Source organism: Luteimonas rhizosphaerae, from assembly GCF_002849595.1.
In the GTDB taxonomy this organism is placed as follows: Bacteria; Pseudomonadota; Gammaproteobacteria; order Xanthomonadales; family Xanthomonadaceae; genus Luteimonas; species Luteimonas cellulosilyticus.
Genome location: NZ_NRQR01000020.1, coordinates 301,330 through 328,109 on the forward strand (window position 1 = coordinate 301,330; position 26,780 = coordinate 328,109).

Below are 26,780 nucleotides of genomic sequence, written 5' to 3' on the forward strand. Positions count from 1 at the left end.
CGTCTACGCCGGACGGCCAGTGACGCCGTCCAGCGGGTTTCGCGACCGAATCGGCATTGCCCTGCTGCTACGACCCGGGTCGGCGAGCCCTGTGCCCAGCTCCGGGACGGCGTCATCGCGCCGTGCAGGAGCTAGCTGGCGCGCCACCGCCACCGCATCTCGTTCGGTGATTGCTTCGATCCGGACGATCCCGTTATGGGGCACGAACAGAACGTGCAGCACGGATGCGAGAGGCGTATCGCGGCAACGATCAGAATCCGCACGCGCATTCCGCTCATCCAGGCAGCGATGGGTTCTGCCGGCTTCACCCGACACTCGAATGATCCCCGTGATCCCGCGGCGATCGGCGCGTTCTCGCGTCTTCCCGCTCAGCTGGTCGGCGCACCGCCGTCGAGCTGCGCCGCGATCGCGGCAGCGCGCTGCTTCAACGCATCGATCAACGCGCGGCGTTCGGTCTCGTCGAGTTCGAGCATCTCGAACGTCTCGCTGAAGAACAGCCCGTCCATCGCCAGCGACAGCAGCAGCGCGTCGATGAAATGGGCGCCGGTGCCGCGGAGGATGTCCAGATGCGCCTTCGCGTGCTGCCGCGGGCGCTCGAGCAATTCGGGCGTATTCGCCGCGGCGGCGATGAACGAGCGCGTCGTGTGCGGTTCCTGGCGCTTGTGCGCCTGCCCTTCGATCTGCGCTTCGACGAAAGCCTGCAGGTAGCCGCCCGTGGTGTCGTCGAAGCGCAGGCGCGCGGCCTCGAGGTCGCGGACGTGCTGGGCCATGCCGTGCTCGACCATGCCGCGCAGCAGCGCGTCCTTGCTGGCGAAGTGGTAGAGCAGCCCGCCCTTGCTGATGCCGGCCTCGGCGGCGACGGCATCGAGCGTGAGATTCGCAGCGCCGACCTGGCGCATCACCGCGGTCGCCGCATCGAGGATGCGCTCGCGCGTATCGGTGCGGGGTCTGGGAGGCATCGCGGAAACCGGTTGACGACGGACGCGAGAGTCTAGACTATACCGTCCAGTCGGTACAGTAACCGCTTCCAGGACGCTTCCGTGACGACCATGACGCTACTCGCTCCCCCACGCACGCCCGAGCGCCGCCTGCCTGCGTCCGCGCCGGATGGATATGCCGCGATGGCGTGGATCGAGGAGTTCGTCGAACTGGCGCGCTGCGCGATCGAGGAAGAGGACGATGAAGTCCTGCGTCGCCGTTACGAGGACGAGGTGCTGCAACGCGCGCGTTTCCTGCGCGCGGCAGGCCTGTTCGACATCGTGCGCATCGCGCATCCCGCACTCCGCGCGATGGTCGAGGACGCGGCGCGCTGACGCGCGCGGGACGTCGTCGATCTCCCGCTTCGAGGCGATCAGCCGTCGCCGGGGGACACCGAGCAGCACACTGCGGTCCCCAGAGACGCGTGACGCCTTCGCGCGGCGAATGGCTACGGCGCCGGTCCACCCAGGCGCGCGCGGGCGGTCCGACATCACGCCCCGCTCCGCTTACGTCTTCCGGCGCTGCAGAACGATGCGCCGTGCGGTCTCTCGGTACCGGAATGCAATGGCGTGGGCCGCGCGCGGAGTCTCGCGATTTCTGGACACCGGGACCGCAGCACGCCTGATCGTCCGGTCCACGACCGGGGTCAGCGGTGAGGCACCGGCCTCGACGCGCAGCCAGCGTCAGGGTGGAGCCGCAACGAATCGCCCGAGCCTGGAGAACGGCCAGCGAACATTGCCCGGCGCTTCGTCGCTGGACCCTGATCGCAGGAATTCCGGCCGTTCAATGTGCCGCCGCTGCGCCTACGCATGACACGCGATGCCGGACGCATCCGGCACGCGCTCACATCGTGTGCGTCGCTTTCTCCGACGTCAGCGAGCCCGCCAGCAGGGTCTCGATGCGCCCCTTCACGGCTTCGCCTTCCGGCGTGTCGGCGAACTGCACGCCGACGCCGGCTGTGCGGTTGCCCTGGGCGCCCGCGGGCGTGACCCAGACCACCTTGCCGGCGGTCGGCAGGCGGTCGCTGGATTCGGGCAGGGTCAGCAGCAGGAAGACCTCGTCGCCGAGGAAATACCGCTTCGGTGTCGGCACGAAGATGCCGCCCTGCTTGAGGTACGACATGTAGGCGTTGTACAGCGCCGTCTTGTCCTTGACGGCCAGTGACAGGATGCCCTGTCGCGCGCCAGCTCCGGTTGCACTCATCGATCGGTTTCCTGCATTCGAATTAGGTGCGCGCCCACAAGGCACGCCAGTCCAGCAGCAGTTCGGCGATCGCGAGGTCCGCGCGCACCGTGGTGCGCAGCAGGTCCCGGGTGCGGTTGGCTGCATCGAACCACGCGGCCAGCTTCCCGATTCCGGCCGGATCGGTCAAGCCGCTGGCCCGCGCCAGCGCCAGGTCCGCGGCATGCCGCAACCGCAGCGCGGCGTTCTCGTCGCCCGCCCAGCGCTGGGCTGTCGCGACGACCGGCAGCGCGCCCTTCGCCAGTCCGGCGAGATCCTTCTGCACGTCGCGGCGCAACTGCATGCCGCCATCGGCGAGCCAGTCGGCGGCGAGACCCGGATGGCCCTTCGCGGCGTCGAGCGCCTCGTCGGCATCGGCGACGGCATGGCCCTGCGCGATCAGCCACGCCAGCGCCTCGTCGCGCGGCGGCATGCGGAATTCGACGCGCTGGCAGCGGCTGCGGATCGTCGCGGGCAGGCGCGCCGGGTTGGCCGCGACCAGCCACAGATGCCGGCCCGGCTGCGGCTCCTCGAGCGTCTTGAGCAGGGCGTTGCAGGCGGCATGGTTGACGGCATCGGCGGGATCGAGGATCGCGACCTGCGCATGACCGTACTGCGGCGTCAGCGACAGCTTGTCCGACAGTGCGCGGATCTGGTCGATGACGATCTCGGTCGAAGGAGATCACGTGGTAATCGGGATGGGTGCCGGCCGCGATCAGCTGGGCGACGCGCGCATCGCGGTCCGCCCCGAGCACGTGCGCCGCGAGCGCGGCCGCGACGGCCAGCTTGCCCAGACGCGCCGGCCCGCAGAACAGCAGCGCATGGCCGATGCGTTCGCCGTCGAGCGCGCCGCGCGTGTGCTCGAACACGCGCTGCTGCCACGGCGCGAAACCGGCGGCGCTCACGCGACCCGTGCCTCGCGCAGCACGCGGACCGCGTCGGCCGCGACGACCTCGGCCGGGCGCGTCGCGTCGAGGACGCGGAAGCGCGTCGGCGCCTGCTGCGCGCGCGCCAGATAGGCGGCACGCACGCGCTCGAAGAAATCGTCGCGCTCGGCCTCGATGCGATCGGGGATCGGGTCGCGGCCGCGGGTGCGCGCGCGTCCCTGCTGCACGCCGAGGTCGAGCAGCAGGGTCAGCGACGGGGCGATGCCGACGAAGCGCTGCTCCAGCACGTCGATCAACCCGGTGTCGAGCCCGCGGCCACCTCCCTGGTAGGCGTAGCTGGAATCGGTGAAGCGGTCGCTGACGACCCAGGCACCGCGGTCGAGCGCCGGCTGGATGGTCTCGCGCACATGCTGGGCACGCGCGGCGAACATCAGCAGCAGCTCGGTTTCCGGCGCCGCGGGTTCGTGCGCGGGATCGAGCAGCAGCGCGCGGATCATCTCCGCAAGCGGCGTGCCGCCCGGTTCGCGCGTGCTGACCACTTCGCTGCCATCGGCCTGAAGCGCCTCGCGCAGCGCGCGCAGCACGGTGGTCTTGCCGGCGCCCTCGCCGCCTTCCAGCGAGACGAACCGGGGATGGGTCCGCAACGTCGTCACGGCGCGTCCTCTCCCTCGCTGGTCGCCGCTTCCACTTCGATCTCGTTGGGCGGCGGCGCGTCGTCGCCGGCCGCGGCCCTGGCGGCGTCGCCGCGCGCGGCATTGCCGCTGCCGAACTGCGCGCGGTAGCGCTGCACGTAGTCGCGCACGGCGACGTTGTGTTCGGCGTAGCTGCGCGAGAACACATGGCGGCCGCTGCCGTCACCGACCGCGACGAAATACAGGGTGTCGCCGGGCTCCGGATGGGTCGCGGCCTGGATCGCGGCGGAGCCGGCCATCGCGATCGGCGTCGGCGGCAACCCGTCGCGGGTATAGGTGTTGTACGGCGTGTCGGTCTGCAGGTCGCTGCGGCGGATGTTGCCGGCGTAGTCCGCGCCCATGCCGTAGATCACGGTCGGGTCGGTCTGCAGCCGCATGCCGAGCTTGAGCCGCCGCGAGAACACGCCGGCGATCTCCGGCCGCTCGCTGGCGATGCCGGTTTCCTTCTCGATGATCGACGCCAGCACCAGCGCCTCCTCGCGGTCGTCGAGCGGCAGGTCGGGATCGCGCGCCTCCCAGGCCGCGTCGAGCGCGGCTTCCAGCGCGCCGTTCGCGCGCCGCAACAGGTCCACGTCGCTGTCGCCGGTCGTGTACAGATAGGTTTCGGGCAGGAAGCGCCCTTCGGGATGCACGCCGGCGTGGCCCAGCTCGGCCATCAGCGCGGCATCGTCGATGTCGCCCAGGGTCTGCACCAGCGGTGTCGCGCGGCCGAGCGCGGCGCGCAGCTCGCGGATGTTCCAGCCCTCGACGATCGTGAAGCGGTGGTGGATCACCTTGCCGTCGCGCATGCGCACCAGCAGCTCGCGTGGCGTCGTCGCAGGATCCAGCGGGTATTCGCCGACCTGGATGCGGGCATCCGCGCCCAGCTGTCGCGCCAGCGCGCGCCATTCCAGCGCGTGGCCTTCGACCACGCCGGCGTCACGCAGCCGGACGAGCACGCGCTGGAACGAATCCCCGCGCGCGACGACGAAGGTCTGGTCGGCGGCGACGTTCGCCAGCGGTGCATCGGCAAAGCGCGTGTAGCGGTCGTAGACCACGTACGCGGCCGCGCCGGCCAGCAGCAACGCGACGACGAAGATCAGGCCGAGGATCCGGCCGAGGCCGTGGCGGCGTGGTGCGGGGTCGGTCATGGGCGGCGATGCCGGGTCGGGTCTGCGAGCGGGGCGTCAGGATACCGTGGCGACCCGAAGGCGGTGCGATCCCGGCGCCACGGCGCGCTGCGAACGGCGTCGGAACGCGTCGCGCTGGCCGCTGCCCGCGCGGTCCGGCGTTGATTCCAGCCACGGACATCGCCTCGAGGAGCGCCCCATGCAGCAGACCCGGATCACCGGTTACCAGGTGATGTACTCGGCCAACCGGTTTCCCCCGCGTATCTGGCTGCAGGGCGATACCGGCGGCATCGGGCAACTGGTGTTCCACCCGAACGGCGCCGTCCTGCCCGAGGATGCGCTCCAGGGCACGACGCCGTCGCTGCATTACCACCTCGACGACTTTCCCCATGCGCTCGACCTGTTGCGTCGCGAACGCCCGGTCTGGCTGCTGTACTCGGGCAGCGGCGGCAGCTACGAGAACGGCCTCAAAACCGAGCCCGCAGGCGTTGCCGGCCCCGTCGCGCCGTTGGATCCGCCGTGACATCGCCTCCGGTGCCTGCGGCAGGCAGGACGAGCACCCCAGCCCGGCGGCGACGCGCAACGCACGGTGGCGGAAGCCAGGTGCCGAGCCCGAGCGGAATGATCCGATCCCGAGACCGGGGACGCGCCATTCCGACGCGGGTGCGCATCCTGCGCCCGGATGTCCGCAGCTGCTGACCGCCGACGCGACGTCGTGCCGGCGCCACCGCGGACAGTCAGTCCGCGCGCCCCAGCGCCCGCAGGGTGCCGCGCGCCTTGGCCCGGGTCTCGTCGAGTTCGCGCTGCGGATCGGAGTCGGCGACGATGCCGGCGCCGGTGCGAAAACGCGCCTCGTGGCCTTCGACCTCGGCGCTGCGGATCAGGATGTTGAGGTCGAGATCGCCGTCGCGGTTCAGCCAGCCCATCGCACCGGTGTAGGCACCCCGCCCCGCGCCTTCGAGCTCGGCGATGATCTGCATGCAGCGCACCTTGGGGCAGCCGGTGATCGTGCCGCCCGGGAACACCGCCGCGATCACCTCGCCCGGCGTCGCGCCGGCGCGCAGCCGGCCGCGCACGTTGCTGACGATGTGGTGCACGTGCGCATAACTCTCCACGCACATCAGCTCGTCGACCTCGACGCTGCCCGGCACGCAGACGCGGCCGAGGTCGTTGCGTTCCAGGTCGACCAGCATCACGTGCTCGGCGCGTTCCTTGGGATGGCCGACGAGTTCGCCGATGCGCGCGGCATCGTCGTCGCCGTGGAAACGCGCACGCGTGCCGGCGATGGGGCGTGTTTCGACGACATCGCCCCGGATCGACACCAGCCGCTCGGGCGACGCGCTCGCCACCGCCCAGCCCTCGCCTGAAAACAGGCCGGCGAACGGCGCCGGATTGTGCTCGCGCAGGCGTGCGTACAGCGCCGTCGCATCGAGCGGCGCGTCGAAGCGCGCGCGCCAGCCGCGCGACAGGTTCGCCTGGAAGACATCGCCGGCCGCGAGGTAGTCGAGCACCCGCCGCACCCCGTCAAGGAACGCGGCATCCGGGTCCTCGTCGATCGCCGCGGGCGGCTGCCACGCAGGCACCGACGCACCCGCTGCGCGCTGCGCGTCGGCCTCGAGCACCGCGAGCATCGAGGTCTGCGCAGATTCGGCGATCGCAACGCACTCGCCGGTCGCGTGGTCGCGCAGGATTGCCGCGGGACAGCGGTAGGCGACCGCGACCGGCAACGCGCCGGGCGCATCCGGCAGCCGCAGCACCGGCTCGACCTGACGCGCGAGCTCGTAACCGAGAAACAGCGCCCAGCCCCCACGGAACGGCCAGCGCGGCGCTTCGCGCTCGCAGCGCGCCGCCTGCCAGATGCTGTCGAGCGCGGCCAGGAAGTCGCCGTCGACAGGGGCACCGGACGCATCCCGCGTCACCCCGTCTTCGCCGAGCTGCAGCCGCCCGCCATCGGTCGCCAGCAGCAGGTCCCAGCGCGCATGCGCGGTGCCGTGCGCGACCGACTGCAGCAGCATCGGGTAACGCGCCGGCGCGAGGCGATGCAGGGCCAGCAGGTCGGTGTCGGCGGGCAGCGCGTGGGTGATCAGCACGGGAATCGGCCTGGCGGGAAGGTGCTGTGGTCGGGAATCAGCCGTCGAGTTCGGTCCAGCGCAGGAACGCGACATCCAGCGCGTCCTGGGTCTGCTGCAGCGTCGCGCCGTGCTCGGCGATCGCGGCGGGGTCGCGCTGGTAGAACGTCGCTGCGTGCATTTCGGCCGTCATCGCCGCGATGCGGGTTTCCAGCGTGTCGATCAGCGCCGGCAGCTGGTCCAGCTCGCGCTGGTCCTTGTAGCTGAGCTTGCGCTTCGGCGCGGCCGGCGTCGGCGCGGGTACGGCGGCGACCTGCGCTGGCGCGGCCTCGGCAGGCGCCGTGCGCTGCAGGGTGGTCGTGCCGGTCGGCAAGGCGCTGCCGGACTGGGCGCGCTGGCGCAGCCAGTCCTCGTAGCCGCCGATGTACTCGCCGACGTGGCCGTCGCCTTCCATGACCAGCGTCGAGGTCACGACGTTGTCGAGGAAGTCGCGATCGTGGCTGACCAACAGCAGCGTGCCGGGATATTCGTCGAGCAGTTTCTCCAGCAGCTCCAGCGTCTCGACATCGAGGTCGTTGGTCGGTTCGTCCATGACCAGCAGGTTCGAGGGCTGGGCGAACAGCTTGGCCAGCAGCAGGCGGTTGCGCTCGCCGCCCGACAGCCGCGTGATCGGCGCGCGCGCGCGTTCCGGCGTGAACAGGAAATCCTGCAGGTAGCCGATGACGTGCTTGCGCTTGCCGTTGATCTCGACGAAATCCTGGCCCTCGGCGACGTTCTCCAGCGCGTTCCAGTCCTCGCGCAGCGTCGCGCGGTACTGGTCGAAGTAGGCGATCTGCAACTGGGTGCCGGTCTTGACCTCGCCGACCTGCGGCTGCAGTTCGCCGAGCAGCAGCTTCAGCAGCGTGGTCTTGCCGGTACCGTTGGCGCCGATCAGGCCGACCCGGTCGCCACGGAAGATGGTCGTCGAGAACGCCTCGATCAGCTTCCGCTCGCCGAAGCGGAACGACACGTCCTGCATCTCGACGACCTTCTTGCCGGAGGCGCCCGCCTGGGCCGCGGCCATGCGCACGTTGCCGGTCAGGTCGCGGCGCTGGCCACGCTCCAGGCGCATCGCCTTGAGCCGCCGCACGCGGCCTTCGTCGCGGGTGCGCCGCGCCTTGATGCCCTGGCGGATCCAGACCTCTTCCTGCGCCAGCATCTTGTCGAAGCGCTGCTGTTCCTGCGCCTCGGCATGCAGCCGTTCCTCGCGGCGACGCACGTAGTTGGCCCAGTCGCCCGGCCAGCTGGTCAGCTGGCCACGGTCGATCTCGACGATCCGGGTCGCCAGCGCGCGCAGGAAGCGGCGGTCATGGGTGACGAAGATCAGCGCGCCCGACCACTGCTTGAGGAAGCCTTCGAGCCAGTCGATCGCGGCGATGTCGAGATGGTTGGTCGGCTCGTCCAGCAGCAGGATGTCCGGCGCCGACACGACCGCGCGCGCCAGCAGCACGCGGCGCTTCATGCCGCCCGACAATGCGGAGAACGCGGCGTCGCCGTCGAGCTGCAGTCGCTCGAGCACCTCGGTCACGCGCTGGTCGATGCGCCAGGCGTCCATCGCCTCGATCCGCGTCTGCACCTCGCCGAGCGCGTCGCCGTCGATTTCCTCGGCGTGCAGCAGGCGGTGGTACTCGGCCAGCGCGGCGCCGGCTTCGCCCAGGCCATCGGCCACGACGTCGAACACGCTGCCCTGGGCGCCGGCCGGCACTTCCTGCTCGAGCCGCGCGATGCGCACGCCCTGCTCGCGCCGGATGTCGCCGTCGTCGGCCTTGACCTCGCCGGCCAGCAGGCGCATCAGCGTCGACTTGCCGGCGCCGTTGCGCCCGATCAGCGCCACGCGCTCGCCGCGTTCGATCGAAAATTCCACCTGTTGCAGCAGCAGGGGTCCACCGACGCCGTAATCGACGCCATTCAAAGTCATCAGAGGCATGCGCGCAGTTTAGCCGCTGGCGCGGTCGCGCGCGGGCCGGACACGGAAACGGCCGCATCGGCGGCCGTCCTTGCATGCCTCCGCTTGCCCGACAGACCGCGTTCCGCGGCGTCGGGGCGGCAGGCCGTTCAACCAACGCCGGCGTGGGTGCCTTCGGCCTCGCCCATGCGGCTCTGCTGGTAGTTCTGCAGGCCGATCATCCGGATCAGGCGCAGCTGCTTCTCCAGCCAGTAGGTATGGTCTTCCTCGGTGTCGGCCAGCTGGGTCAGCAGCACCTGGCGGCTGACGAAGTCCTCGTGGCGCTCGCACAGGGCGATGCCCTTGGCCAGGTTCTCGCGGACCAGGTATTCGAGATCGAGGTCCTTGCGCAGCATCTCCTCGACCGTGTGGCCGGGTTCGAACGCGTGCGGACGCATGTCCGGATCGCCTTCGAGGAACAGGATCCGCCGCAGCAGCGCATCGGCGTGCTGGGTCTCTTCTTCCATCTCGTGGTTGATGCGCGCGTAGAGCACATGCAGGCCCAGGTCCTCGTAGCGGCGCGAGTGCACGAAATACTGGTCGCGCGCGGCGAGCTCGCCCCGCAGCAGGTCCTTGAGGTAGTCGATGACTTCGGGATGGCCTTTCATGGATGCGCTCGCGACAACGTGGAGTGCGCGCAGTATGCCGAGTCGCGCCGGGACGTGATCGGATGCGAATAGATGCATTTCGCATTCGCAAGCCGCGCACCTGTCGCCTCGCATCCCCCGCGATGCCGGTGATGCCGACCGTCCACCGCAGCCGGATGCGCCTGCGGCGGCCGCCCGGGACGCGTAGACTCGCCGGCCCCACGTCACGCCCCGGCCCCATGAAAATCGGCATCGACTTCGGCACCAGCTATTCGGCCGCGGCCGCCCGGATCGGCGACCGGCTGGAACACATCCGCTTCGGTGGACAGTCGCAGTTCCGCACCGCGGTGTTCTTCCCGACCACGCTGCCCGATCCCTCGGACTTCCAGCTGACGACGGCGATGGAAGGCGAGGTCGCCGACCTGGTGCGGACGATGAAGAGCGAGCAGACCCGCGCCGGCGTCGCGCCGCGCGCCGAGTCGCTGCTGCGCGCCGATGCCGTGCGCATCGTCCGCCGCCAGTGGCTGGAGCAGCAGACGCGCACCGCCGAGACCTCGGTCGCGGACCTGCAGGACGCGGTGTTCGGCGAAGAGGCGATCGAGCGCTATCTCGAGGAAGGCACCGGCAACCTGGTGCAGTCGCCGAAATCCATGCTCGGCTTCAACCTGCACCCGCGCGCGCGCCAGACGATCACCGGCATCGCCGCGCACATCCTCGAGCACATCCGCCTGACCGCCAGCCAGCAGCTCGGAACGCCGGTGCGCGAGGCCACGCTGGGCCGACCGGTGCGCTTCCGCAGTTCGATGGGCGACGCGGGCGGCGACCAGGCGCTGTCGATCCTGCGCGAAGCGGCGGACATCGCCGGCTTCGATGCGATCACCTTCCTCGAGGAACCGGCCGCGGCCGCGCTGCACCACCACGCCATCAGCCCGCAGCGTCACACGACCCTGGTCGTCGACATCGGCGGCGGCACCACCGACATCGCGCTGGCCGAGATCGGCGGCGACGCCGCGCCGCGCGTGCATCGCGCCTGGGGCGTGCCCAACGGCGGGACCGATGTCGACCTCGCGCTGAGCCTGGCCCGCTTCATGCCGCTGTTCGGCAAGGGCATCACGCGCACGCCGGTCCACCATTACGTCGAGGCGGCGACGGTGCAGGACATGCCGCGCCAGCGCGATTTCCAGAAACGCGACTTCCGCGAGGTCGAGGCGCCGTTCGGTGCGCGCCTGCAGGCGCTGCAGGACGACGGCGGCACGACGCGCCTGTATCGCGGCGTCGAAGGCATGAAGGTCCGGCTCAGCGGCCACGACACCGCCGGGCACGTGCTCGACTACATCGCGCCCGACCTGCGCGTCGATGCGACCCGCGCGGACCTCGAAACCGCGAGCGCGCGCTTTCTCGACCACATCGGCGCCCTGCTCGACGAGGTCCGCGGGGACCTCCCGGCCCCGCCCGACAGCCTGTTCCTCACCGGCGGCATGTCCGGCGCGCCCTATGTGCAGGCGGCCGCGCGCGCGCGGTTCCCCGATGCCCGGGTGGTGCTCGGCGATCCGTCGCTCGGCGTGGTCTCGGGTCTCGCCGAACACGCGCGCAACTGAACACGCGGGCTGCGATGCGCCACGCGTCACAGCCCGGGGTAGTCCCCACGTCGCGCGGCATCTGCGCGCGAGCGCCCGTGGAATAATCGCCGCCAGCCGGGCAGACGCCGCGGCAGGGGGCCTGGAATGCGCAAGTGGATCTGGCGGCTGCTGGCCGTCATCGTCGTGTGTGGACTGCTGGGAATCGCCGCCGCGTGGTGGCTGCTGCGCGGCAGCCTGCCGCAGCTCGAGGGCGCGGTCGCGCTGCCCGGCCTGTCGGCGCCGGTGACGATCGCGCGCGACGCGCTGGGCATCGTCACCATCGACGCCGACAACGAGACCGACGCGATGCGCGCACTCGGTTACGTGCACGCGCAGGAACGCTATTTCGAGATGGACCTGATGCGGCGCGTGCCGGCCGGCGAACTGTCGGCGCTGTTCGGCGCACGCGCGCTCGACGTCGACCGCCGCAATCGCATGCACCGCATGCGCAGCCGGGTCGAGGATTCGCTGGCGACGATCGCGGGCGGGCGCATGGCGCAGTTGCGCGCCTATACCGACGGCGTCAATGCCGGCCGCGAAGCGCTGCGCACGCGGCCGTGGCCGTACCTGCTGCTGCGCCAGCCGCCGCAGCCGTGGACCGTCGCCGATTCCGCGCTGACCGGCTATGCGATGTATTTCGACCTGCAGGACGCCGGCAACACGCGCGAACTCGCCCTGCATCGCCTGCAGCCGCGCCTGCCGCCTGCACTGTTCGCCCTGCTGACGCATGACGGCAGCGACTGGGATGCGCCGCTGTTCGGCGACGCGCGTGGCGATGCCGTGCTGCCGGCAGCGGATGTGGTGGATCTGCGGCGGCTGGCGGCGCCGGGACCACGGGCGCACGAACAGGCGCAGGAATCGGTTGCTGTCCTCGCTCCATCCCCTGCGCCGCAGGCGTTTCCCGTCTTTCCCGCGATGCAGGAGAGAGATCACGGCGGCTCGCCTGCTGCGACCGATCTCAGGGCGGGCAGCAACAACTTCGCGGTGTCGGGCCGGCTCGCCGGGGGCCGTGCGATCGTCGCCGACGACATGCACCTCGGCCTGCGTGCGCCCAACATCTGGTTCCGCGCGCGGCTGCGGTATCCCGATGCACGCGCGCCGGGCGGCCGCGTCGACATCACCGGCTTCACCCTGCCCGGCCTGCCGGCGGTCATCGTCGGCAGCAACACGAACGTCGCCTGGGGTTTCACTAACAGCTACGGCGACTACCTTGACTGGCAGCGCGTGACGCCGTGCGAGTCCCCCGACGCGCCGTCGACCGAGGGCTGCGCGCCGATCGTCCGCCACACCGAGCGCATCGCCGTCGCCGGCGGCGAGCCGGAGACGTTGCAGGTCGACGAGACCGCGTGGGGCCCGCTCCTGCATCGCGAGCCCGACGGCAGCGCGCTCGCGCTGCGCTGGGTCGCGCACCTGCCCGGCGCGCTGGATTTCGGTCTCGCCGAGCTGGCCCACGCCCGCGATCTCGACGATGCGCTCGACATCGCCGACCGCACCGCGACGCCGACCCAGAACTTGGTGATCGGCGACCGCGCCGGCCAGATCGCGTGGCGCCTGCTCGGGCCGATCCCGGTCCGCGACCCGGGCTGCGACGGGCACACGATCTCGCGCCCGCCCACCGACGCGGCATCCGTCACCGAGGCCGACGACGCCACCGTCTGCGCCCCGTGGCGTATCGCCTCCGATCGCAGCCCGCTGCTGCGCTCGCCGACCGCGGACCGGCTGTGGACAGCGAACAGCCGCGTCGTCGACGGCGCCGAATTCGCCCGCATCGGTGATGGTGGCGCGGCGCTCGGCATGCGCGCCCGGCAGATCCGCGACGGACTGTTCGCGCGCGAGCGCTTCGACGAGCAGGACCTGCTGGCGATCCAGCTCGACGATCGCGCGGTGCTGCTGACCCGCTGGTGGACGCTGCTGCGCGAGACCGCCGCGCAGGCGGACGACGCCAGCGCCCCGGCCCTGCGGGAACTCGCCGACGCCTCGGCGGACTGGAGCGGCCATGCCGACACCGCGTCCGTCGGCTACCGGCTGGTGCGGGCCTGGCGGCTCGCCGTGCACGCGCGCTTGGTCGCCGGTCTGACCGCGCCCGCGCAGACGTCGCCGGGCGACGCGGCCGAACTCCCGGACCTGCCGAACTTCGAAGGCGTCGCCTGGCCGCTGGTCGCGCAGCGCCCCGCGCATCTGCTGCCGCGCCGCTTCGCCTGCACGCCGGCATCCGCGCCCGGCGCCTGCGTCGACACCGGTGACGGCTGGCTCGCGCTGTTCGAGGATGCCGCGGTCGAGATCCGCGACGAACTCGGTGCGCACGGCCCGCTGTCGGAGAGGACCTGGGGCGAACGCAACACCGCCGCGATCTGCCATCCGCTGGCCGGTGCGATTCCCGTACTCGGCCCGCGCGCCCTGTGCATGCCGGCCGAACCGCTGCCCGGCGACGGCCTGGTCCCGCGCGTGCAGGGCGCGGACTTCGGCGCGTCGCAGCGCATGGTCGTCGCCCCGGGTCACGAGGCCGACGGCATCGCCCACATGCCGGGCGGACAAAGCGGTCATCCGCTGTCGCCGTTCTGGGGCGCCGGCCATGCCGACTGGGCCGCGGGTCGCGCGTCGCCCTTCCTGCCGCAGCCGACCCGCTACCGCCTCGAGTTGCAACCGGTGCCCCGCTGACGCGACGGCCCCCCGTCTCCGGCGCGGACCGGACGCGTCCGCGTGCGATCAGGGCGCGGGCGCCCCGCCTGACGCCGCGTCATCGCCCGCGTCGTAACGGGCAGGCCGCACCCGGAACACGACGCTGATGCGGGGCCCGACCGGACGCGCGGTCTTGGCGATGCCGTGCAGATGGGTGCGCTGCGACGCGTGGCTCATCACCAGCACGCTGCCGGGCGCCAGGTCCACCGCGACCGGCGGCGCGGCGCCCGCCGTCGCGCGGATGCGCATGCGCCGCGGCGCACCCAGCGACAACAGCGCGATGGGATGCCCCGGCGCCAGGGTGCGCAGGGTGTCGTGATGCATGGCGACGCTGTCGCGCCCGTCGCGATAGAAATTCAGGCCGACGTGGTTGTAGGGCGCCGGCGCCAGGTTCCGCGCCAATGCCCACATCGCCGCCAGCGGCAGGTCCGCCGGCAATGCCGCCAGTGGCCAGTCCGCCAGCAGGCGCGGCACGTCGACCATGCGGTCGTACATCGGCCGCCGCAACGTGGTCCAGCCCACCCGGTCGCGCAGCGTGTCGAACCAGTCCGACGCGGTCGCCGCATCGACCGCCGCCGGCCAGTAGCGGACGCCGCCTTCGGCGTCGTCGATCAGAGGCAGCGGGTCGTCGCCGGAGAACAGGTCCATGCCCATCAGATTGGGGTGCGGCCGACGATCACCAGCCGCGTTCCACGCGATGCGTCCTCCGGCTACGCAGGCTTGCGGGCGACCCAGCCCCGGAACGTGAACGCCGCATAGAACAGCTCGACCTGCGCGAAGCCGGCCACCTGCAGCAGGCGTTCGTCCGCCTCCGGCGCGAGAGTCGGCAGGCGGCTGCCGACGGCCGCGATCGCGTTGCGCGCCTCCGCCGCCGGCAGCCCGGAGGCTTCCGAGAACGCGGCGTAGCGCGTGAGCCAGCGCGCCTTGTCGGGTGCGTGCTGGGGAAAGCTGTGATGGGCCACGATCAGCGGTGCGCCCGGCTTCAGCCGCTGCCACAGCGCGCGCAGCGTGCGCAGGCGCTCCTCGGCAGGAAGAAAGTGCAGGGTCAGCAGGCAGGTGGCACCATCGCACGGTGCGTCCGGCGCGTCGTGGATCAACCCGGCCTGCCACTCGACCCGCGACGCCAGCGGACCGAGCGTGGTCCGCGCCAGTGCCAGCATCGCCTCGGAAGGATCGACGCCGAGGAAGCGCCAGCCGGGGTTCCGTTCCGCGAAGACTTTCAGTTCCAGTCCACCGCCAGCGCCGAGGATCAGGACCCGGCCATCGGCAGGCACGTGCTCCGCCAGCAGCAGCGCCGCCATCGTCTGCATCGCATGCAAGCCGGGCACCTGCCGCACCGGGCCCTCGACATAACGCGCCACGTGCTGGGGATCTGAAAACGACATGGCTCGACCTCCGGCGCGACGCCGACAGCGGAATCGACGGGGTGTCACCCGGCCCGCTTCGCACCGGGCCACGGCGACGCGTGGGGCGCCACTCTAACGCAACATCGATCATTACATGAAATCGGAATGCATCCGGGACGCGCGACGGCGCTGGCGCCTCGCCCGGGCCGATGCGACAAGCGTGCCCCGCGCCGCGCCGTGGGGCATGCACCCGGCGATATAGTCGGTACGCCCCTCTCGCGCACAGACCGACATGACGATGGACGACGCCGACGCGGACCGGTATCTCGCGCGGCTGCAGTGCGCGCGACCACGTCGCGCGGATCCGGACGCCCTCCTGCGGTTGCAGCAGGCGCACCTGCAGCAGGTGCCGTTCGAGAACCTGTCGATCCACTGGGGCGAACCGATGTCGCTCGCGCGCGACCATCTGTTCGACAAGCTCGTCGTGCAACGCCGCGGCGGTTTCTGCTACGAGTGCAATGGCCTACTCGCCGAGCTGCTGCAGACACTGGGCTTTCCCACCACCCTGCTGTCGGCCCGGGTCGCGCGCGGCGATGGTGATTACTCGCCCGAGTTCGACCATCTGGTCCTTCGGGTGGAGCTTGCGACGACGTGGCTGGTCGACGTGGGCTTCGGCCACTCGTTCCGCGCGCCGCTGCAGCTGGTGCCGGATCTCGTGCAGCGCGACCCCGGCGGGGCCTACCGCCTCTGCCGCGACGGCGACGACTGGCGCCTCGAATCGCAGGCTGCCGGCGACTGGGCACCGACGTTCCGTTTCGGTCACGAGCCGAGGCGCCTGGACGCCTTCCAGGCCATGTTCGAGTTCCACCGGGACGCGCCGGCCTCGCATTTCCGCAAGGCCCCGCTCGCGACCATCGCGACCGCGGACGGCCGGACCACGCTCAGCGGCCGGCGCCTGATCCGCTCCACGCTGGCGGGGCACAGAACCGAGAGCGAGGTCGCGGAACCCGATTACCCGGCCGTGCTCGCCCGCGAGCTCGGGATCGTCCGACGCGCGTCGCAGGGCACGAGGCCGCACGGCTGACGGCGTCTCCGCCCCGCGAGACCCGGCAAGCGCAGAGCCAGCACGACCTGCCCCACTGCGCCGCGCATCAGTCGCGAAGTTCGACCACGTCGAACTCGACCAGCGGGTCGACGTCGGCGTCGTAGTCCACGTCGTCGCGTTCGAAGCCGAACAGCTTCAGGAACTCGTGCTTGTAGGCGGCGTAGTCGGTCAGTTCGAACAGGTTCTCGGTCGTGATCTGCGGCCACAGCGCCTTGCACCGGGCCTGCACGTCCTCGCGCAGCTCCCAGTCGTCGAGCCGCAGACGCCCCTCGTCATCGACCTCGGGCGGCTGGCCGTCCTCGCGGTACATGCGCGTGCGGAACAGGCGGTCGAGCTGTTCGATCGTGCCTTCGTGCACGCCCTTCTCCTTCATGACCTTGAAGGCGATCGCGATGTACAGCGGCAGCACCGGGATCGCCGCGCTGGCCTGGGTGACGACGGATTTCAGCACCGCGACATTGGCGCTGCCGCCGGTCTGCGACAGGGTCGCGTCGAGCCGGCGCGCGGTCGCATCGAGATCGGCCTTGGCCCGGCCCAGCGCACCGTGCCAGTAGATCGGCCAGGTGATCTCCGTGCCGATGTAGCTGAAGGCGACCGTCTTCGCGCCATCGGCAAGCACGCCGGCATCGCGCAGCGCCTCGATCCACAGCGCCCAGTCCTCGCCGCCCATGACGGTCACGGTGTCGGCGATTTCCTGCTCGGTCGCCGGCTCGATCGTGGCCTCGATGATCTGGTCCTTGTTGGTGTCGATCGCGGTCGAGGTGTAGGCCTCACCGATCGGCTTGAGCGCGGACCGCTTGACCTCGCCGCTGCCCGGCAGCTTGCGCACCGGCGATGCCAGCGAATAGACGACGAGGTCGACCTGTCCGCCCATCTCGTTCCTGATCAGCTCGATCGCCTGCGCGCGCGCGGCGTCGGAGAACGCATCGCCGTTGATCGACTTGCTGTAGCGCCCCTCGGCCTTGGCGTAGCGGTCGAACGCGGCGGCGTTGTACCAGCCCGCGGTACCGGGCTTCTTGTCGCTGGCGGGCTTCTCGAAGAACACCCCGAGCGTGTCGGCGCCGAAGCCGAACGCCGCGCTGATGCGCGCCGCGAGTCCGTAACCGCTGGACGCACCGATCACCAGCACCTTCTTCGGTCCGTCGCTGCGCTGCCCCTGCGCCTTCGTCGTGGCGATCTGGTCGCGCACGTTGAAGTCGCAGCCCGTCGGATGGGTGGTGGTGCAGATGAAGCCGCGGACCTTGGGATGGATTATCACGATGTCGCCTGTCGTTGGAGTCGAAGGGCGCCAGTTTAACGCCGGCGTCCGCCGCGACCCGTACGGGGGTCGATGGTGCAGCCGCAGGCCGGCGCCGGATTGACATCGCGCGGTGCACTGGATGAACTGTGCGCGCCGGACGCATCACCGTCCGTGTCCTTATTCTTCCGGAAGCCACACATGACGCCTCGCTGGCTCGATTCCCCGGCGCGTTACGGCCTGATCACGCGCGTGCTGCACTGGAGCATGGCGGCGCTGCTGCTGTGGCAGTTCACCGGCATGGGCGTGAAGCTCACGCTCGGACGCCATGCGTTGACCGCCTTCCTCGTCGGCACGCACAAGCCGGTCGGCACCGTGCTGATGGCGCTCATCCTGTTGCGCGGCGCCTGGGGTCTGTCGCAGTGGCGCCGGCGGCCGCCGCATCCGCGCAATGCGATCGGCCGCGCCGCGGCGCTCGGCCATGCGCTGCTCTATGCGTTGATGCTCTATCTGCCGGCGGTCGCCCTGTTGCGCGAATACGGCAGCGGCCGCGGCTTCGCGCCCTGGGGCCTGCGCCTGTTCCCGGCGACCGGCGAGGAAATCGCATGGATGCTGGCGCCGGCCGATCTCACCCACGGCCTGCTGGCGTGGACGCTGCTCGCGGTGATCGTCGGCCACGTGCTGATGGTCGCGCTGCACCACTGGTTCTGGCGCGACACGACACTCGCGCGCATGGCCGGGCGCCTCTGACCTGCGCCCGGCCTCGCGGCGCGGCGCCTCAGGCCGCGACCGCCGCGTGGTGCACGCCGGCGATCGCGCGGCCGGACGGATCGGCGGCGCTCGCGAAGGCGGCGTCCCAGGCGATCGCCGCAGGCGAGGAACACGCAATCGACTTGCCGCCCGGCACGGTCTCCGCCGCGGCCGGGGTCGGGAACGCCTGCTCGAACAGGCTGCGGTAGAAATAGGCCTCCTTGGTCTGCGGCGGGTTGTGCGGAAACCGCCGCGCCGCCGCCGCGAGTTCGCGATCGCTGACCTGGGCCTCGGCGTGGGCCTTGAGTCCGTCGATCCAGCCATAGCCGACGCCGTCGCTGAACTGCTCCTTCTGCCGCCACAGGATCTCGTCGGGCAGATAGCCCGTGAAGGCCTCGCGCAGCACGGCCTTCTCCATGCGCCGGCGATCGTCGGCCTTGTCGATCATCTTGTGCTGCGCGTCCATGCGCATCGCCACGTCGAGGAATTCCACATCGAGGAACGGCACGCGCGGCTCGACGCCCCAGGCCATCATCGACTTGTTGGCGCGCAGGCAATCGTAGTTGTGCAGCGCGTCGAGCTTGCGGATCAGCTCCTCGTGGAACTCGCGCGCGTTCGGCGCCTTGTGGAAGTAGAGGTAGCCGCCGAAGATCTCGTCGCTGCCCTCGCCCGACAGCACCATCTTGACGCCCATCGCCTTGATCCGGCGCGCGAGCAGGAACATCGGCGTCGACGCGCGGATCGTCGTGACGTCGTAGGTCTCGATGTGGCGGATCACCTCGGGCAACGCGTCGAGGCCTTCCTCGAAGGTGTATTCGAAACCGTGATGCACGGTGCCGAGCGCCGCGCCGGCGATCTCCGCCGCGGCGAGGTCGGGCGATCCCGTCAGGCCGATCGCGAACGAATGCAGGCGCGGCCACCAGGCTTCGGTGGCGTCGTTCTCTTCGATGCGATGGCGCGCATAGCGCGCGGCGACCGCTGCGACCAGCGACGAATCCAGGCCGCCCGACAGCAGCACGCCGTAGGGCACGTCGGTCATCAGCTGGCGGTGCACGGCGCGCTCGAAGGCCTCGCGCAGCTCCTGCGGGCTGACGTCGACGCCGGCCACGGCGTCGTAATCGCGCCAGGGGCGGTGGTGGTACCGGTGCAGCGTGTCGCTGGCGGTGTCGTACCAGTGGCCCGGCGGGAACTGGGCGACATCGGCGCAGGTATCGACCAGCGATTTCATTTCCGACGCGACCCGCAGACGGCCTTCGCGGTCGTGGCCCCAGTACAGCGGGCAGACGCCCATCGGATCGCGGGCGATGATCGCGCGGCCTCGCGACTGGTCCCACAGCGCGAACGCAAAGATGCCGTTGAGCCGGTCGAGAAACGCACCCGGCGCGCGCCCGGCTTCGTCGCCCTCGCGATACAGCGCGTTGATGACCTCGCAGTCCGAGGCGGTCTGGAACGCGTAGGGCTGCGCCAGCGCGGCCTTCAGTTCGCGGTGGTTGTAGATCTCTTCCGACAGCAGGGGTTGGGCGCCGCCCGCGGGATCGACGATCGCCAGGCGCTCGTGGACGAGGATGGCGCCGTCGTCGACATGCACGCCGCTCCAGTCGGGCCCGCGATGACGCTGCCGCTGCGAAAGTTCCAGCGACTGGCGTCGCAGCGCCTTGAGGTCGTCGCCCGGCTGCAGGCCGAAGATGCCGAAGATCGAACACATGGGAAAACTCCTGGTGGGAATGGGGCCGGTTGCAGACACAAAAAAACCCGCATCGGCCGATGCGGGTTCCGGGATTCCTGGCGCGTGTCGCTGGTGTTACGCCTTGTTCGCGCGCGGATTGCGATTGCGGTTGTTGGCACGGGTGGCGACACAGGACATGCAGGGCACGCTACCGGGTCGATGCGGGGTGGGCAACCGTTGCGTGTGCAACGGGTAGTCTGCCCAGGGAAACGCGACACCGCCCGACGACCGGACAGGCGGCCGGGTTCGCCCGGCCACCGGACGGCTCGCACCGCGACAGCCGCACCTTCGCGTCGCGATCGACCGCCCGCTGACGTCGACGGCTGACACGCACGCTCGACGTTCGACGCCGCTCAGCGGCGCAACTGCCCTTGCACCCACTGCACGATGGCCTGGGCCGGCATCGCGCCGGACTGCCTGGCACGCTCGCGGCCGTCGTCGAACAGCACCAGCGTGGGAATGCTGCGGATGCCGAACCGGCTGCCCAGCGCAGGCTGCGCTTCGGTGTCGACCTTGGCCAGGCGGCAGGTCGGCGACAACACGGCCGCGGCCTGCTCGAACGCGGGCGCCATGTGCACGCAGGGTCCGCACCACGGCGCCCAGAAATCCACCAGCAACGGCAATCCGGGCTGCAGGGCATGCGCATCGAAGTGCGCATCCGCCAGCGCGAACGAAGCGGCCGGCAGCAGTGCCCCGTGGCAGCGCCCGCAGGTCGGCGCGTCTTGGAGCCGCGCGTGCGGCACGCGGTTGCGGGTATGACAGACGGGACAGGCGATGACGAGCGGGTCTGCGTTCACGAGCTGGCTCCCGGATGAAGCGACGTGGTTTGGCCGCGTGGCCCGAACGCGCGCGTCAGCGCGGCGCGTCGACCAGCAGGCGGGTGATCAGTGCCGCGTACAGATCCGGCAGCACCTCCAGATCGGCGACGCGGATGTGTTCGTCGACCTGGTGGATGCTCGCATTGACCGGGCCGATCTCGATGCACTGTGCGCCCAGCGGCGCGATGAAGCGCGCGTCCGAGGTGCCGCCACCGGTGCTTTCTTCGGGCGGCGCGCCGGCGAACGTCGTCAGCACGTCGCGGGCTGCGGCCCGCAGCGGACCCTCGGGCGTGTAGAACGGCTCGCCGCTGCGATGCCAGTCGAGCGTGTAGTCGAGGCCGTGGCGATCGAGCAGCGCCGCGATCTCCGCCTCGAGCGCCGGTGCGTCCCAGTGCGGCGTGTAGCGCAGGTTGAACTGCACGGTGGCGGTGCCGGGAATGACGTTGTTGGCGCCGGTGCCGGCCGCGAAGTTGCTGATCTGCAGGCTGGTCGGCGGGAAGGATTCGAAACCCGCATCCCAGCGCCGCGCGACGAGTTCGGCCAGTGCCGGCGCCGCGTCGTGGATCGGGTTGCGCGCCTTGTCGGGATAGGCGACATGGCCCTGCACGCCGCGCACGGTCAGCGTCGCCGACAGGCTGCCGCGCCGGCCGACGCGCAGCAGGTCGCCCAGCGTCGCGGTCGACGATGGTTCGCCGGTGATGCACCAGTCGATGCGCGTCGCGCGCTCGGCAAACGTGCGCGCGACGCGGCGCACGCCGTCGATCGCGGCGCCCTCCTCGTCCGAGGTCAGCAGCAGCGCCAGCGTGCCGGCGTGATCGGGATGCGACGCGACGAAGCGCTCGGCCGCGACGACGAACGCCGCGACGCCGCTCTTCATGTCGGCCGCGCCGCGCCCGTACAGCACGCCGTCGCGGATCTCGGGCACGAACGGGTCGGACGTCCACGCGTCTGCCGGTCCGCTCGGCACCACGTCGGTGTGGCCGAGCAATACCAGCACCGGCCCGCCCTGTCCGTGCGTGGCCCAGAGATTGTCGACATCGCCATGGCGCATCGTTTCAGTCGCGAAGCCCGCTGCCTGCAACCGCGCGGCGATCAGCGCCTGGCAGCCGGCATCGTCGGGCGTGACCGATTTGCGTGCGATCAGGTCACGGGTGAGGTCGAGGACGTCGGACATGGTGCGGTGTACTCCGGTGCAGCAAGGACGGATCGGGATCGGACCTATGTAGGCAGGAGGATGCGCACTGCGCACGTCTCAATCGAGACCGAAGCGCTTCTTGAACGCGTTGTCGCTGAAACCCTGGCTGATCCCGTCGTCGCCGGTGACGACCAGCGGACGCCGGATCAGCTGCGGATACTCGCGCAACAGCAGCCTCCATTCCGCATCGCTGGCCGCGGCCTTGCGGTTGTCCGGCAGTTGCCGCCAGGTGGTCGAGGACTTGTTGACCATCGCCTCGAAGCCGCCAAGCTTGCCGGCCCATTCGACCAGCGTCTCCGGCGTCGGCTTGGCGTCCCGGTAATCGACGAACGCGTGCGCGACGCCGAAACGGTCGAGCCACTTCGTCGCCTTCTTGCAGGTGTCGCAGTTCTTCAGGCCGTAGACCGTGGTGGTCATGACGCTCAGTCCGCCAGACCACGCAGCAGGTCGTTGACGCTGGTCTTGCTTCGCGTCTTCTCGTCGACCTGCTTGACGATCACCGCGCAGTACAGCGAGTGCGAGCCGTCCTGGGCCGGCAGCTGGCCGGAGACCACGACGCTGCCCGGCGGCACGTAGCCGTAGCTGACCTCGCGGGTCGCACGGTTGTAGATGCGGGTCGACTGGCCGAGGAACACGCCCATGCCGATGACGCTGTGGTGGCCGACGACGACGCCTTCGACGACCTCCGAGCGCGCGCCGATGAAGCAGTGGTCCTCGATGATCGTCGGGCTGGCCTGCAGCGGTTCCAGGACGCCGCCGATGCCGGCGCCGCCGGACAGGTGCACGTGCTTGCCGATCTGCGCGCAGCTGCCGACCGTGGCCCAGGTGTCGACCATCGTGCCTTCCCCGACGTAGGCACCGATGTTGACGAAGCTCGGCATCAGCACGACATCGCGGCCGAAATAGGTCCCGCGGCGCACGGCCGCACCCGGCACCACGCGCACGCCGGCGGCCTTGAACTTCGCTTCGTCATAGCCGGCGAACCGCGGCTCGACCTTGTCCCAGAACGGCGCCGGCTGCGCGTCGACGACGGCCATGTCGTTGGTGCGGAAATACAGCAGCACGGCCTTCTTCAGCCATTCGTTGACCTGCCAGCCGCCGTTGCCGTCGGGCTGGGCGACGCGCAGCTCACCCGATTCGAGCCCCAGCATCGCCTGCTCGACGGCCGGTTTGACGACATCGCCGATCTCGGCGGCGGTCAGGTCGGCGCGGCGCGCGAACGCGTCCTCGAGGGTGGCGCGGAGGGCATCGGTCATGACGGGAGGACTCTGGAAAACGTGGGGCGCTATCGTGCCATGTCGCCATCGATCGAGGCGAGCAGCGCGGCGCGCAACCGCGCCTGCATGTCGTCGTCGAGCGCGCGGTTGTCGCTGTCGCTGAGCCGGAACACGTCCTCGACGCGCTCGCCGAAGGTCGCCACCCGCGCGTCGTGCACGCGCACGCCGTGCTGGCGCAGCACGTGGGCGACGTTGGCCAGCAGGCCCGGACGGTCGGTGCAGACCAGACTGAAGACGGTGTGCCGGCGATCGACGCTGGCGCTGAAGTCCACGCGCGGCGGCACCCGGAAATGACGCAGGTGGCGCGGTTGCGCGCGACGCGCGGGATGCAGGTCGAGCGTGCCCGACAGCGTGGTCGCGAGCTTGCGCTCGATCGCCGCGAGCTCCAGGGTCTGCCGCGGATCCGCCGGCAGCACCTGGAACATGTCGAAGATGGTGCCGTCCGGCCCGTCGAGCGCGCGCGCCTGCTGGATCACCAGGCCCAGGCGATCGAGACTGACGACGATCGCCGAGAACAGGCCGTCGCGATCGGGCGAATGCACGAAGACCTCCAGCGCCTGCGCGCCGGCCGCGAGCCGGCGCACGCGCACCACGACGTCGCCGTCCGCGGTATCACGCAGGCCCAGCGCCTGCCAGACGACCTGGTCGGCGCGGCCGCGCAGGAAACTCTCCTGCGGCATGCGCCGGAACAGCGCATCGGCCTCGTCGTCATCGACGCCATGCGCCGACAGCAGCCCGCGCGCGCGGTCGCGCGCCTCGGCGATGCGCTCCACCGCCGCCACCGGATGCTCCAGCCCGCGCCGCAGCGCCAGCCGCGTGGCGCTGCGCAGATCGGTCAGCAGCCGGTCCTTCCAGGCGTTCCACAACTTCGGCGACGTGCCGGCGATGTCGGCGCAGGTCAGCAGGTAGAGATAGTCGAGCCGCTCGCGGTCGGCGACTTCGGTGGCGAACTTGTGGATCACCGCCGGATCGGAGATGTCGAGCTTCTGCGCGCTGGTCGACATCAGCAGATGCTTGCGCACCAGCCACTCGACGAGCGCGGTATCGGTTTCGCCGAGCGCGTGGCCTTCGCAGAATTCGCGCGCATCGACCGCACCCAGTTCGGAATGATCGCCACCGCGGCCCTTGGCGATGTCGTGGAACAGGCCCGCCAGCAGCAGCAGTTCGGGCTTGCGCAGCTGCGGCCAGACCTCGTGCGCGGTCGAGAAGCGCTCGTCCGGCGCCTCGGACGCGAAGCTGGCGATGTTGCGCAGGACCGCGAGCGTGTGCTGGTCGACCGTGTAGACGTGGAACAGGTCGAACTGCATCCGTCCGGTGACGTTCGCGAACTCGGGGATCCACACGCCGAGCACGCCGAGCCGCGCCATCCGCTCCAGCGTGCGCACCGGAATCGGCCCGCGCAGCAGGCCCAGGAACTGCTCGCGCAATTCGGCGCCGGCGTTGCGCCACGACGGCAGCGCATGCAGCGACTCGGCCAGTGCGCGCGCGGTCTGCGAATGCAGTCCGCGCAGTTCCTGGTGGTCGGCCCACATCGCGAAGAGGTCGAACACGCGGGCGATGTCGCCGCCCGGCCAGACGTCGTCGCGCGCGACCAGATAGCCGCGCTGGGTGCCGAAATCCGCATCCAGCGGCAGCAGCTCGCCCTCGCCTTCGATCTGCTCCTCGAAGCGCTGCAGCATGCGCTCGCTGATGCGCTGCACGACCGACGCGCTGCGGTAGAACTCCTGCATCATCTTTTCGACCAGCGGATTGTCCGCCGCGTCGACGTGGTGCAGCCGCGCCGCGAGCGTCTTCTGGTAGTCGAAGCGCAGGCGCTCGTCGGCCTTGCCCGCGATCAGGTGCAGGCCGAACCGCAGCCGCGACAGCGTGCGCCGCTCGCGTTCCAGCGTCGCGTGCTCGTCGACGCCGAGCTGGCCCAGCGCGATCAGTTCTTCGGTGCCGTAGACGCCGAGCACCCGCCGCGCCATCCAGCGCAGGTTGTGCACGTCGCGCAGGCCGCCCGGGCCGTCCTTGATGTTGGGTTCGAGGTTGTCGGCCGTGTCGCCGAACCGGGCGTGCCGCGCTTCCAGTTCGGCGCGCTTGGCATGGAAGAAATCGTCGGCCGGCCACACGCGGCTGTCGGCGATCGCCTCCATCAGCGCGCGCACTTCGGCGATGCTGGCCAGCAATGGACGCGCCTCGAGCAGCGCGGTGACGACGGTGACGTCGGCGGCCGCCTCGGTGCACTCGGCGAAACTGCGCACCGCCGGCCCGACCGGCAGGCCGAGATCCCACAGCAGCGCCAGCATCCGGCTCAGGGCGTCGGCGTAGGTCTTCTGGACGTCGGGCTCGCCGACCACCAGCAGGTCGACGTCCGAATGCGGGAACAGCTCACCGCGGCCGTAGCCGCCGACCGCGAACAGCGCCAGCGGCGCGTCGCCCGGGATGCAGCGCGCCCAGGCCTTGCGCACCCAGCCGTCGACGGCATTGGCGCGCGCGGCGAGCAGGCGGTCGATCTCCTGCCCGGCATCGAAGTCACGGACCAGCCGCGCGTCGTGCGCGTTGAGGGCCTCGCGCGCCTCGGCCACCCAGGCCGCGTCGCCGCAATCGGCGCCGGTCGCTGGCGTGGCCGCGCGCTCGCCCATCAGAGGAACGCGTCGTTGTCGTCGCCGGGGATCCGGGTCAACACGTCGACGCCGTCGGCGGTCACCGCGACCGTGTGCTCCCATTGCGCCGAGAGCTTGCGGTCCTTGGTCACGACGGTCCAGCCGTCGGGCAGCACCTTGGTGAAGCGCGTGCCCTCGTTGATCATCGGCTCGATGGTGAAGGTCATGCCTTCCTTCAGCACCACGCCGGTGCCGGGCGTGCCGTAGTGCAGCACCTGCGGCTCGTCGTGGTAGACCTTGCCGATGCCGTGGCCGCAGTACTCGCGCACCACGCTGAAGCGCTCGGCTTCGGCGTACTTCTGGATCGCGTGCCCCACGTCACCCAGCGTCGCGCCCGGCTTCACCGCGCGGATGCCGCGCCACATCGCCTCGCGCGTCACCTCGACCAGCCGCCGCGCCATCACCGACGGCGTGCCGACAAAGTACATGCGGCTGGTGTCGCCGTGCCAGCCGTCCTTGATGACGGTGACGTCGATATTGATGATGTCGCCGTCCTTGAGGACCTTGCCATCGTTGGGAATGCCGTGGCAGATGACGTTGTTGGCCGAGATGCAGGTCGTCTTCGGATAGCCCTTGTAGCCGACGTTGGCCGGGATCGCCTGCTGGACCTGGATGATGTGGTCGTGGCAGATGCGGTCGAGTTCGTCGGTCGTCACGCCGGGCTTCACGTGCGGCGCCACGATCTGCAGCACCTCGGCGGCCAGGCGGCCGGCCACGCGCATCTTCTCGATCTCGTCGGGGGTCTTGGTGTGGATGCTCATGCGCGCATTATCGCGCAAAACCCGTGGTGCCGACCCGCGCGGCCTGCGCCACGCCGCCCCGCGGCGGGCGGCCCGGCGGTCCGCCGCCCGCCCGG

23 protein-coding genes and 1 pseudogene are annotated in these 26,780 nt (G+C 70.7%); 6 read left to right on the forward strand and 18 right to left on the reverse strand.

The annotated features are described in order from the left end of the window. Nucleotides 1–368 precede the first annotated feature (368 nt). Nucleotides 369–959 carry a TetR/AcrR family transcriptional regulator gene (locus CJ022_RS10875; RefSeq protein WP_101926653.1) on the reverse strand — a complete coding sequence of 197 codons (591 nt, stop codon included), beginning with the start codon at nt 957–959 and terminating at the stop codon, nt 369–371. A 90-nt stretch (nt 960–1,049) separates the two neighbouring features. Here CJ022_RS10875 and CJ022_RS10880 point away from each other — a divergent pair, with 90 nt between their 5' ends. Continuing rightward, the gene (locus CJ022_RS10880) at nt 1,050–1,313 is read left to right on the forward strand and encodes a hypothetical protein (RefSeq protein ID WP_143703938.1); all 264 of its coding nucleotides are present in this window, start codon (nt 1,050–1,052) and stop codon (nt 1,311–1,313) included. A 508-nt stretch (nt 1,314–1,821) separates the two neighbouring features. On the opposite strand, the gene CJ022_RS10885 is transcribed toward CJ022_RS10880, so the two are convergent. The 4 genes and pseudogenes from CJ022_RS10885 to mltG form a co-directional block, all read right to left on the reverse strand. Then, a complete protein-coding gene (locus CJ022_RS10885; protein ID WP_101926655.1) occupies nt 1,822–2,181 on the reverse strand; it encodes a PilZ domain-containing protein in 360 nt (119 codons plus the stop codon). 22 nt (nt 2,182–2,203) lie between these two features. Continuing rightward, nucleotides 2,204–3,104, reverse strand: a pseudogene (locus CJ022_RS10890) (DNA polymerase III subunit delta'). Further along, nucleotides 3,101–3,739, reverse strand: a complete 639-nt coding sequence (tmk, locus tag CJ022_RS10895) for a dTMP kinase (protein ID WP_101926656.1) — start codon at nt 3,737–3,739, stop codon at nt 3,101–3,103. The pseudogene CJ022_RS10890 and the gene tmk overlap by 4 nt, the downstream one beginning before the upstream one ends. Next, nucleotides 3,736–4,908: an endolytic transglycosylase MltG gene (gene mltG / locus CJ022_RS10900; RefSeq protein WP_101926657.1), complete on the reverse strand. Its 1,173-nt coding sequence runs from the start codon at nt 4,906–4,908 to the stop codon at nt 3,736–3,738. The genes tmk and mltG overlap by 4 nt, the downstream gene beginning before the upstream one ends. A 178-nt stretch (nt 4,909–5,086) precedes the next feature. On the opposite strand from mltG, the gene CJ022_RS10905 reads away from it, so the two are divergent. Further along, nucleotides 5,087–5,410: a hypothetical protein gene (locus tag CJ022_RS10905; RefSeq protein WP_101926658.1), complete on the forward strand. Its 324-nt coding sequence runs from the start codon at nt 5,087–5,089 to the stop codon at nt 5,408–5,410. Nucleotides 5,411–5,624: 214 nt separating this feature from the next. Here CJ022_RS10905 and CJ022_RS10910 read toward each other — a convergent pair whose 3' ends face one another. From CJ022_RS10910 to bfr, 3 genes are all read right to left on the reverse strand, one after another. Continuing rightward, nucleotides 5,625–6,977 (reverse strand): aminodeoxychorismate synthase component I, encoded by a 1,353-nt coding sequence (locus tag CJ022_RS10910; protein ID WP_101926659.1) that lies wholly within the window; start codon nt 6,975–6,977, stop codon nt 5,625–5,627. Between the two features lie 37 nt (nt 6,978–7,014). Then, nucleotides 7,015–8,922 carry an ATP-binding cassette domain-containing protein gene (locus CJ022_RS10915; RefSeq protein WP_101926660.1) on the reverse strand — a complete coding sequence of 636 codons (1,908 nt, stop codon included), beginning with the start codon at nt 8,920–8,922 and terminating at the stop codon, nt 7,015–7,017. Between the two features lie 128 nt (nt 8,923–9,050). Continuing rightward, nucleotides 9,051–9,548 (reverse strand): bacterioferritin, encoded by a 498-nt coding sequence (bfr, locus tag CJ022_RS10920; protein WP_101926661.1) that lies wholly within the window; start codon nt 9,546–9,548, stop codon nt 9,051–9,053. Nucleotides 9,549–9,766: 218 nt separating this feature from the next. On the opposite strand from bfr, the gene CJ022_RS10925 reads away from it, so the two are divergent. Continuing rightward, complete coding sequence (locus CJ022_RS10925) at nt 9,767–11,125, forward strand: Hsp70 family protein (protein WP_101926662.1); 1,359 nt, start codon at nt 9,767–9,769, stop codon at nt 11,123–11,125. A gap of 126 nt (nt 11,126–11,251) precedes the next feature. Then, the gene (locus tag CJ022_RS10930) at nt 11,252–13,804 is read left to right on the forward strand and encodes a penicillin acylase family protein (RefSeq protein WP_101926663.1); all 2,553 of its coding nucleotides are present in this window, start codon (nt 11,252–11,254) and stop codon (nt 13,802–13,804) included. 48 nt (nt 13,805–13,852) lie between these two features. Here CJ022_RS10930 and CJ022_RS10935 read toward each other — a convergent pair whose 3' ends face one another. Further along, entirely contained in the window at nt 13,853–14,473 is a 621-nt protein-coding gene (locus CJ022_RS10935; protein WP_101926702.1) for an alpha-ketoglutarate-dependent dioxygenase AlkB, read from the reverse strand. A 62-nt stretch (nt 14,474–14,535) separates the two neighbouring features. Then, on the reverse strand, nt 14,536–15,210 hold the full coding sequence (locus CJ022_RS10940) for a class I SAM-dependent methyltransferase (protein WP_101926664.1): 675 nt from the start codon (nt 15,208–15,210) through the stop codon (nt 14,536–14,538). Between the two features lie 253 nt (nt 15,211–15,463). On the opposite strand from CJ022_RS10940, the gene CJ022_RS10945 reads away from it, so the two are divergent. Then, the gene (locus CJ022_RS10945; RefSeq protein ID WP_101926665.1) at nt 15,464–16,255 is read left to right on the forward strand and encodes an arylamine N-acetyltransferase family protein; all 792 of its coding nucleotides are present in this window, start codon (nt 15,464–15,466) and stop codon (nt 16,253–16,255) included. A gap of 67 nt (nt 16,256–16,322) precedes the next feature. Here the strand turns inward: CJ022_RS10945 and fabV are convergent, their stop codons facing one another. Then, nucleotides 16,323–17,534 (reverse strand): enoyl-ACP reductase FabV, encoded by a 1,212-nt coding sequence (gene fabV, locus CJ022_RS10950; protein ID WP_101926666.1) that lies wholly within the window; start codon nt 17,532–17,534, stop codon nt 16,323–16,325. A gap of 180 nt (nt 17,535–17,714) precedes the next feature. On the opposite strand from fabV, the gene CJ022_RS10955 reads away from it, so the two are divergent. Further along, nucleotides 17,715–18,263: a cytochrome b gene (locus CJ022_RS10955; protein ID WP_101926667.1), complete on the forward strand. Its 549-nt coding sequence runs from the start codon at nt 17,715–17,717 to the stop codon at nt 18,261–18,263. A 28-nt stretch (nt 18,264–18,291) separates the two neighbouring features. On the opposite strand, the gene asnB is transcribed toward CJ022_RS10955, so the two are convergent. From asnB to map, 7 genes are all read right to left on the reverse strand, one after another. Then, nucleotides 18,292–19,968 carry an asparagine synthase B gene (gene asnB, locus CJ022_RS10960; RefSeq protein ID WP_101926668.1) on the reverse strand — a complete coding sequence of 559 codons (1,677 nt, stop codon included), beginning with the start codon at nt 19,966–19,968 and terminating at the stop codon, nt 18,292–18,294. Between the two features lie 374 nt (nt 19,969–20,342). Further along, nucleotides 20,343–20,786, reverse strand: a complete 444-nt coding sequence (gene trxC, locus CJ022_RS10965) for a thioredoxin TrxC (protein ID WP_101926669.1) — start codon at nt 20,784–20,786, stop codon at nt 20,343–20,345. Nucleotides 20,787–20,841: 55 nt separating this feature from the next. Next, nucleotides 20,842–21,981 (reverse strand): succinyl-diaminopimelate desuccinylase, encoded by a 1,140-nt coding sequence (gene dapE / locus CJ022_RS10970; RefSeq protein ID WP_101926670.1) that lies wholly within the window; start codon nt 21,979–21,981, stop codon nt 20,842–20,844. Between the two features lie 78 nt (nt 21,982–22,059). Then, nucleotides 22,060–22,419, reverse strand: coding sequence for a Spx/MgsR family RNA polymerase-binding regulatory protein (locus CJ022_RS10975; protein ID WP_101926671.1), 360 nt, complete (start codon nt 22,417–22,419; stop codon nt 22,060–22,062). 5 nt (nt 22,420–22,424) lie between these two features. Then, the gene (dapD, locus tag CJ022_RS10980) at nt 22,425–23,258 is read right to left on the reverse strand and encodes a 2,3,4,5-tetrahydropyridine-2,6-dicarboxylate N-succinyltransferase (protein ID WP_101926672.1); all 834 of its coding nucleotides are present in this window, start codon (nt 23,256–23,258) and stop codon (nt 22,425–22,427) included. Nucleotides 23,259–23,287: 29 nt separating this feature from the next. Then, nucleotides 23,288–25,903, reverse strand: coding sequence for a [protein-PII] uridylyltransferase (gene glnD, locus CJ022_RS10985; RefSeq protein ID WP_233198716.1), 2,616 nt, complete (start codon nt 25,901–25,903; stop codon nt 23,288–23,290). Then, nucleotides 25,903–26,685, reverse strand: coding sequence for a type I methionyl aminopeptidase (gene map, locus CJ022_RS10990; protein WP_101926674.1), 783 nt, complete (start codon nt 26,683–26,685; stop codon nt 25,903–25,905). Before map ends, glnD begins: the two co-directional genes overlap by 1 nt. Nucleotides 26,686–26,780 lie beyond the last annotated feature (95 nt).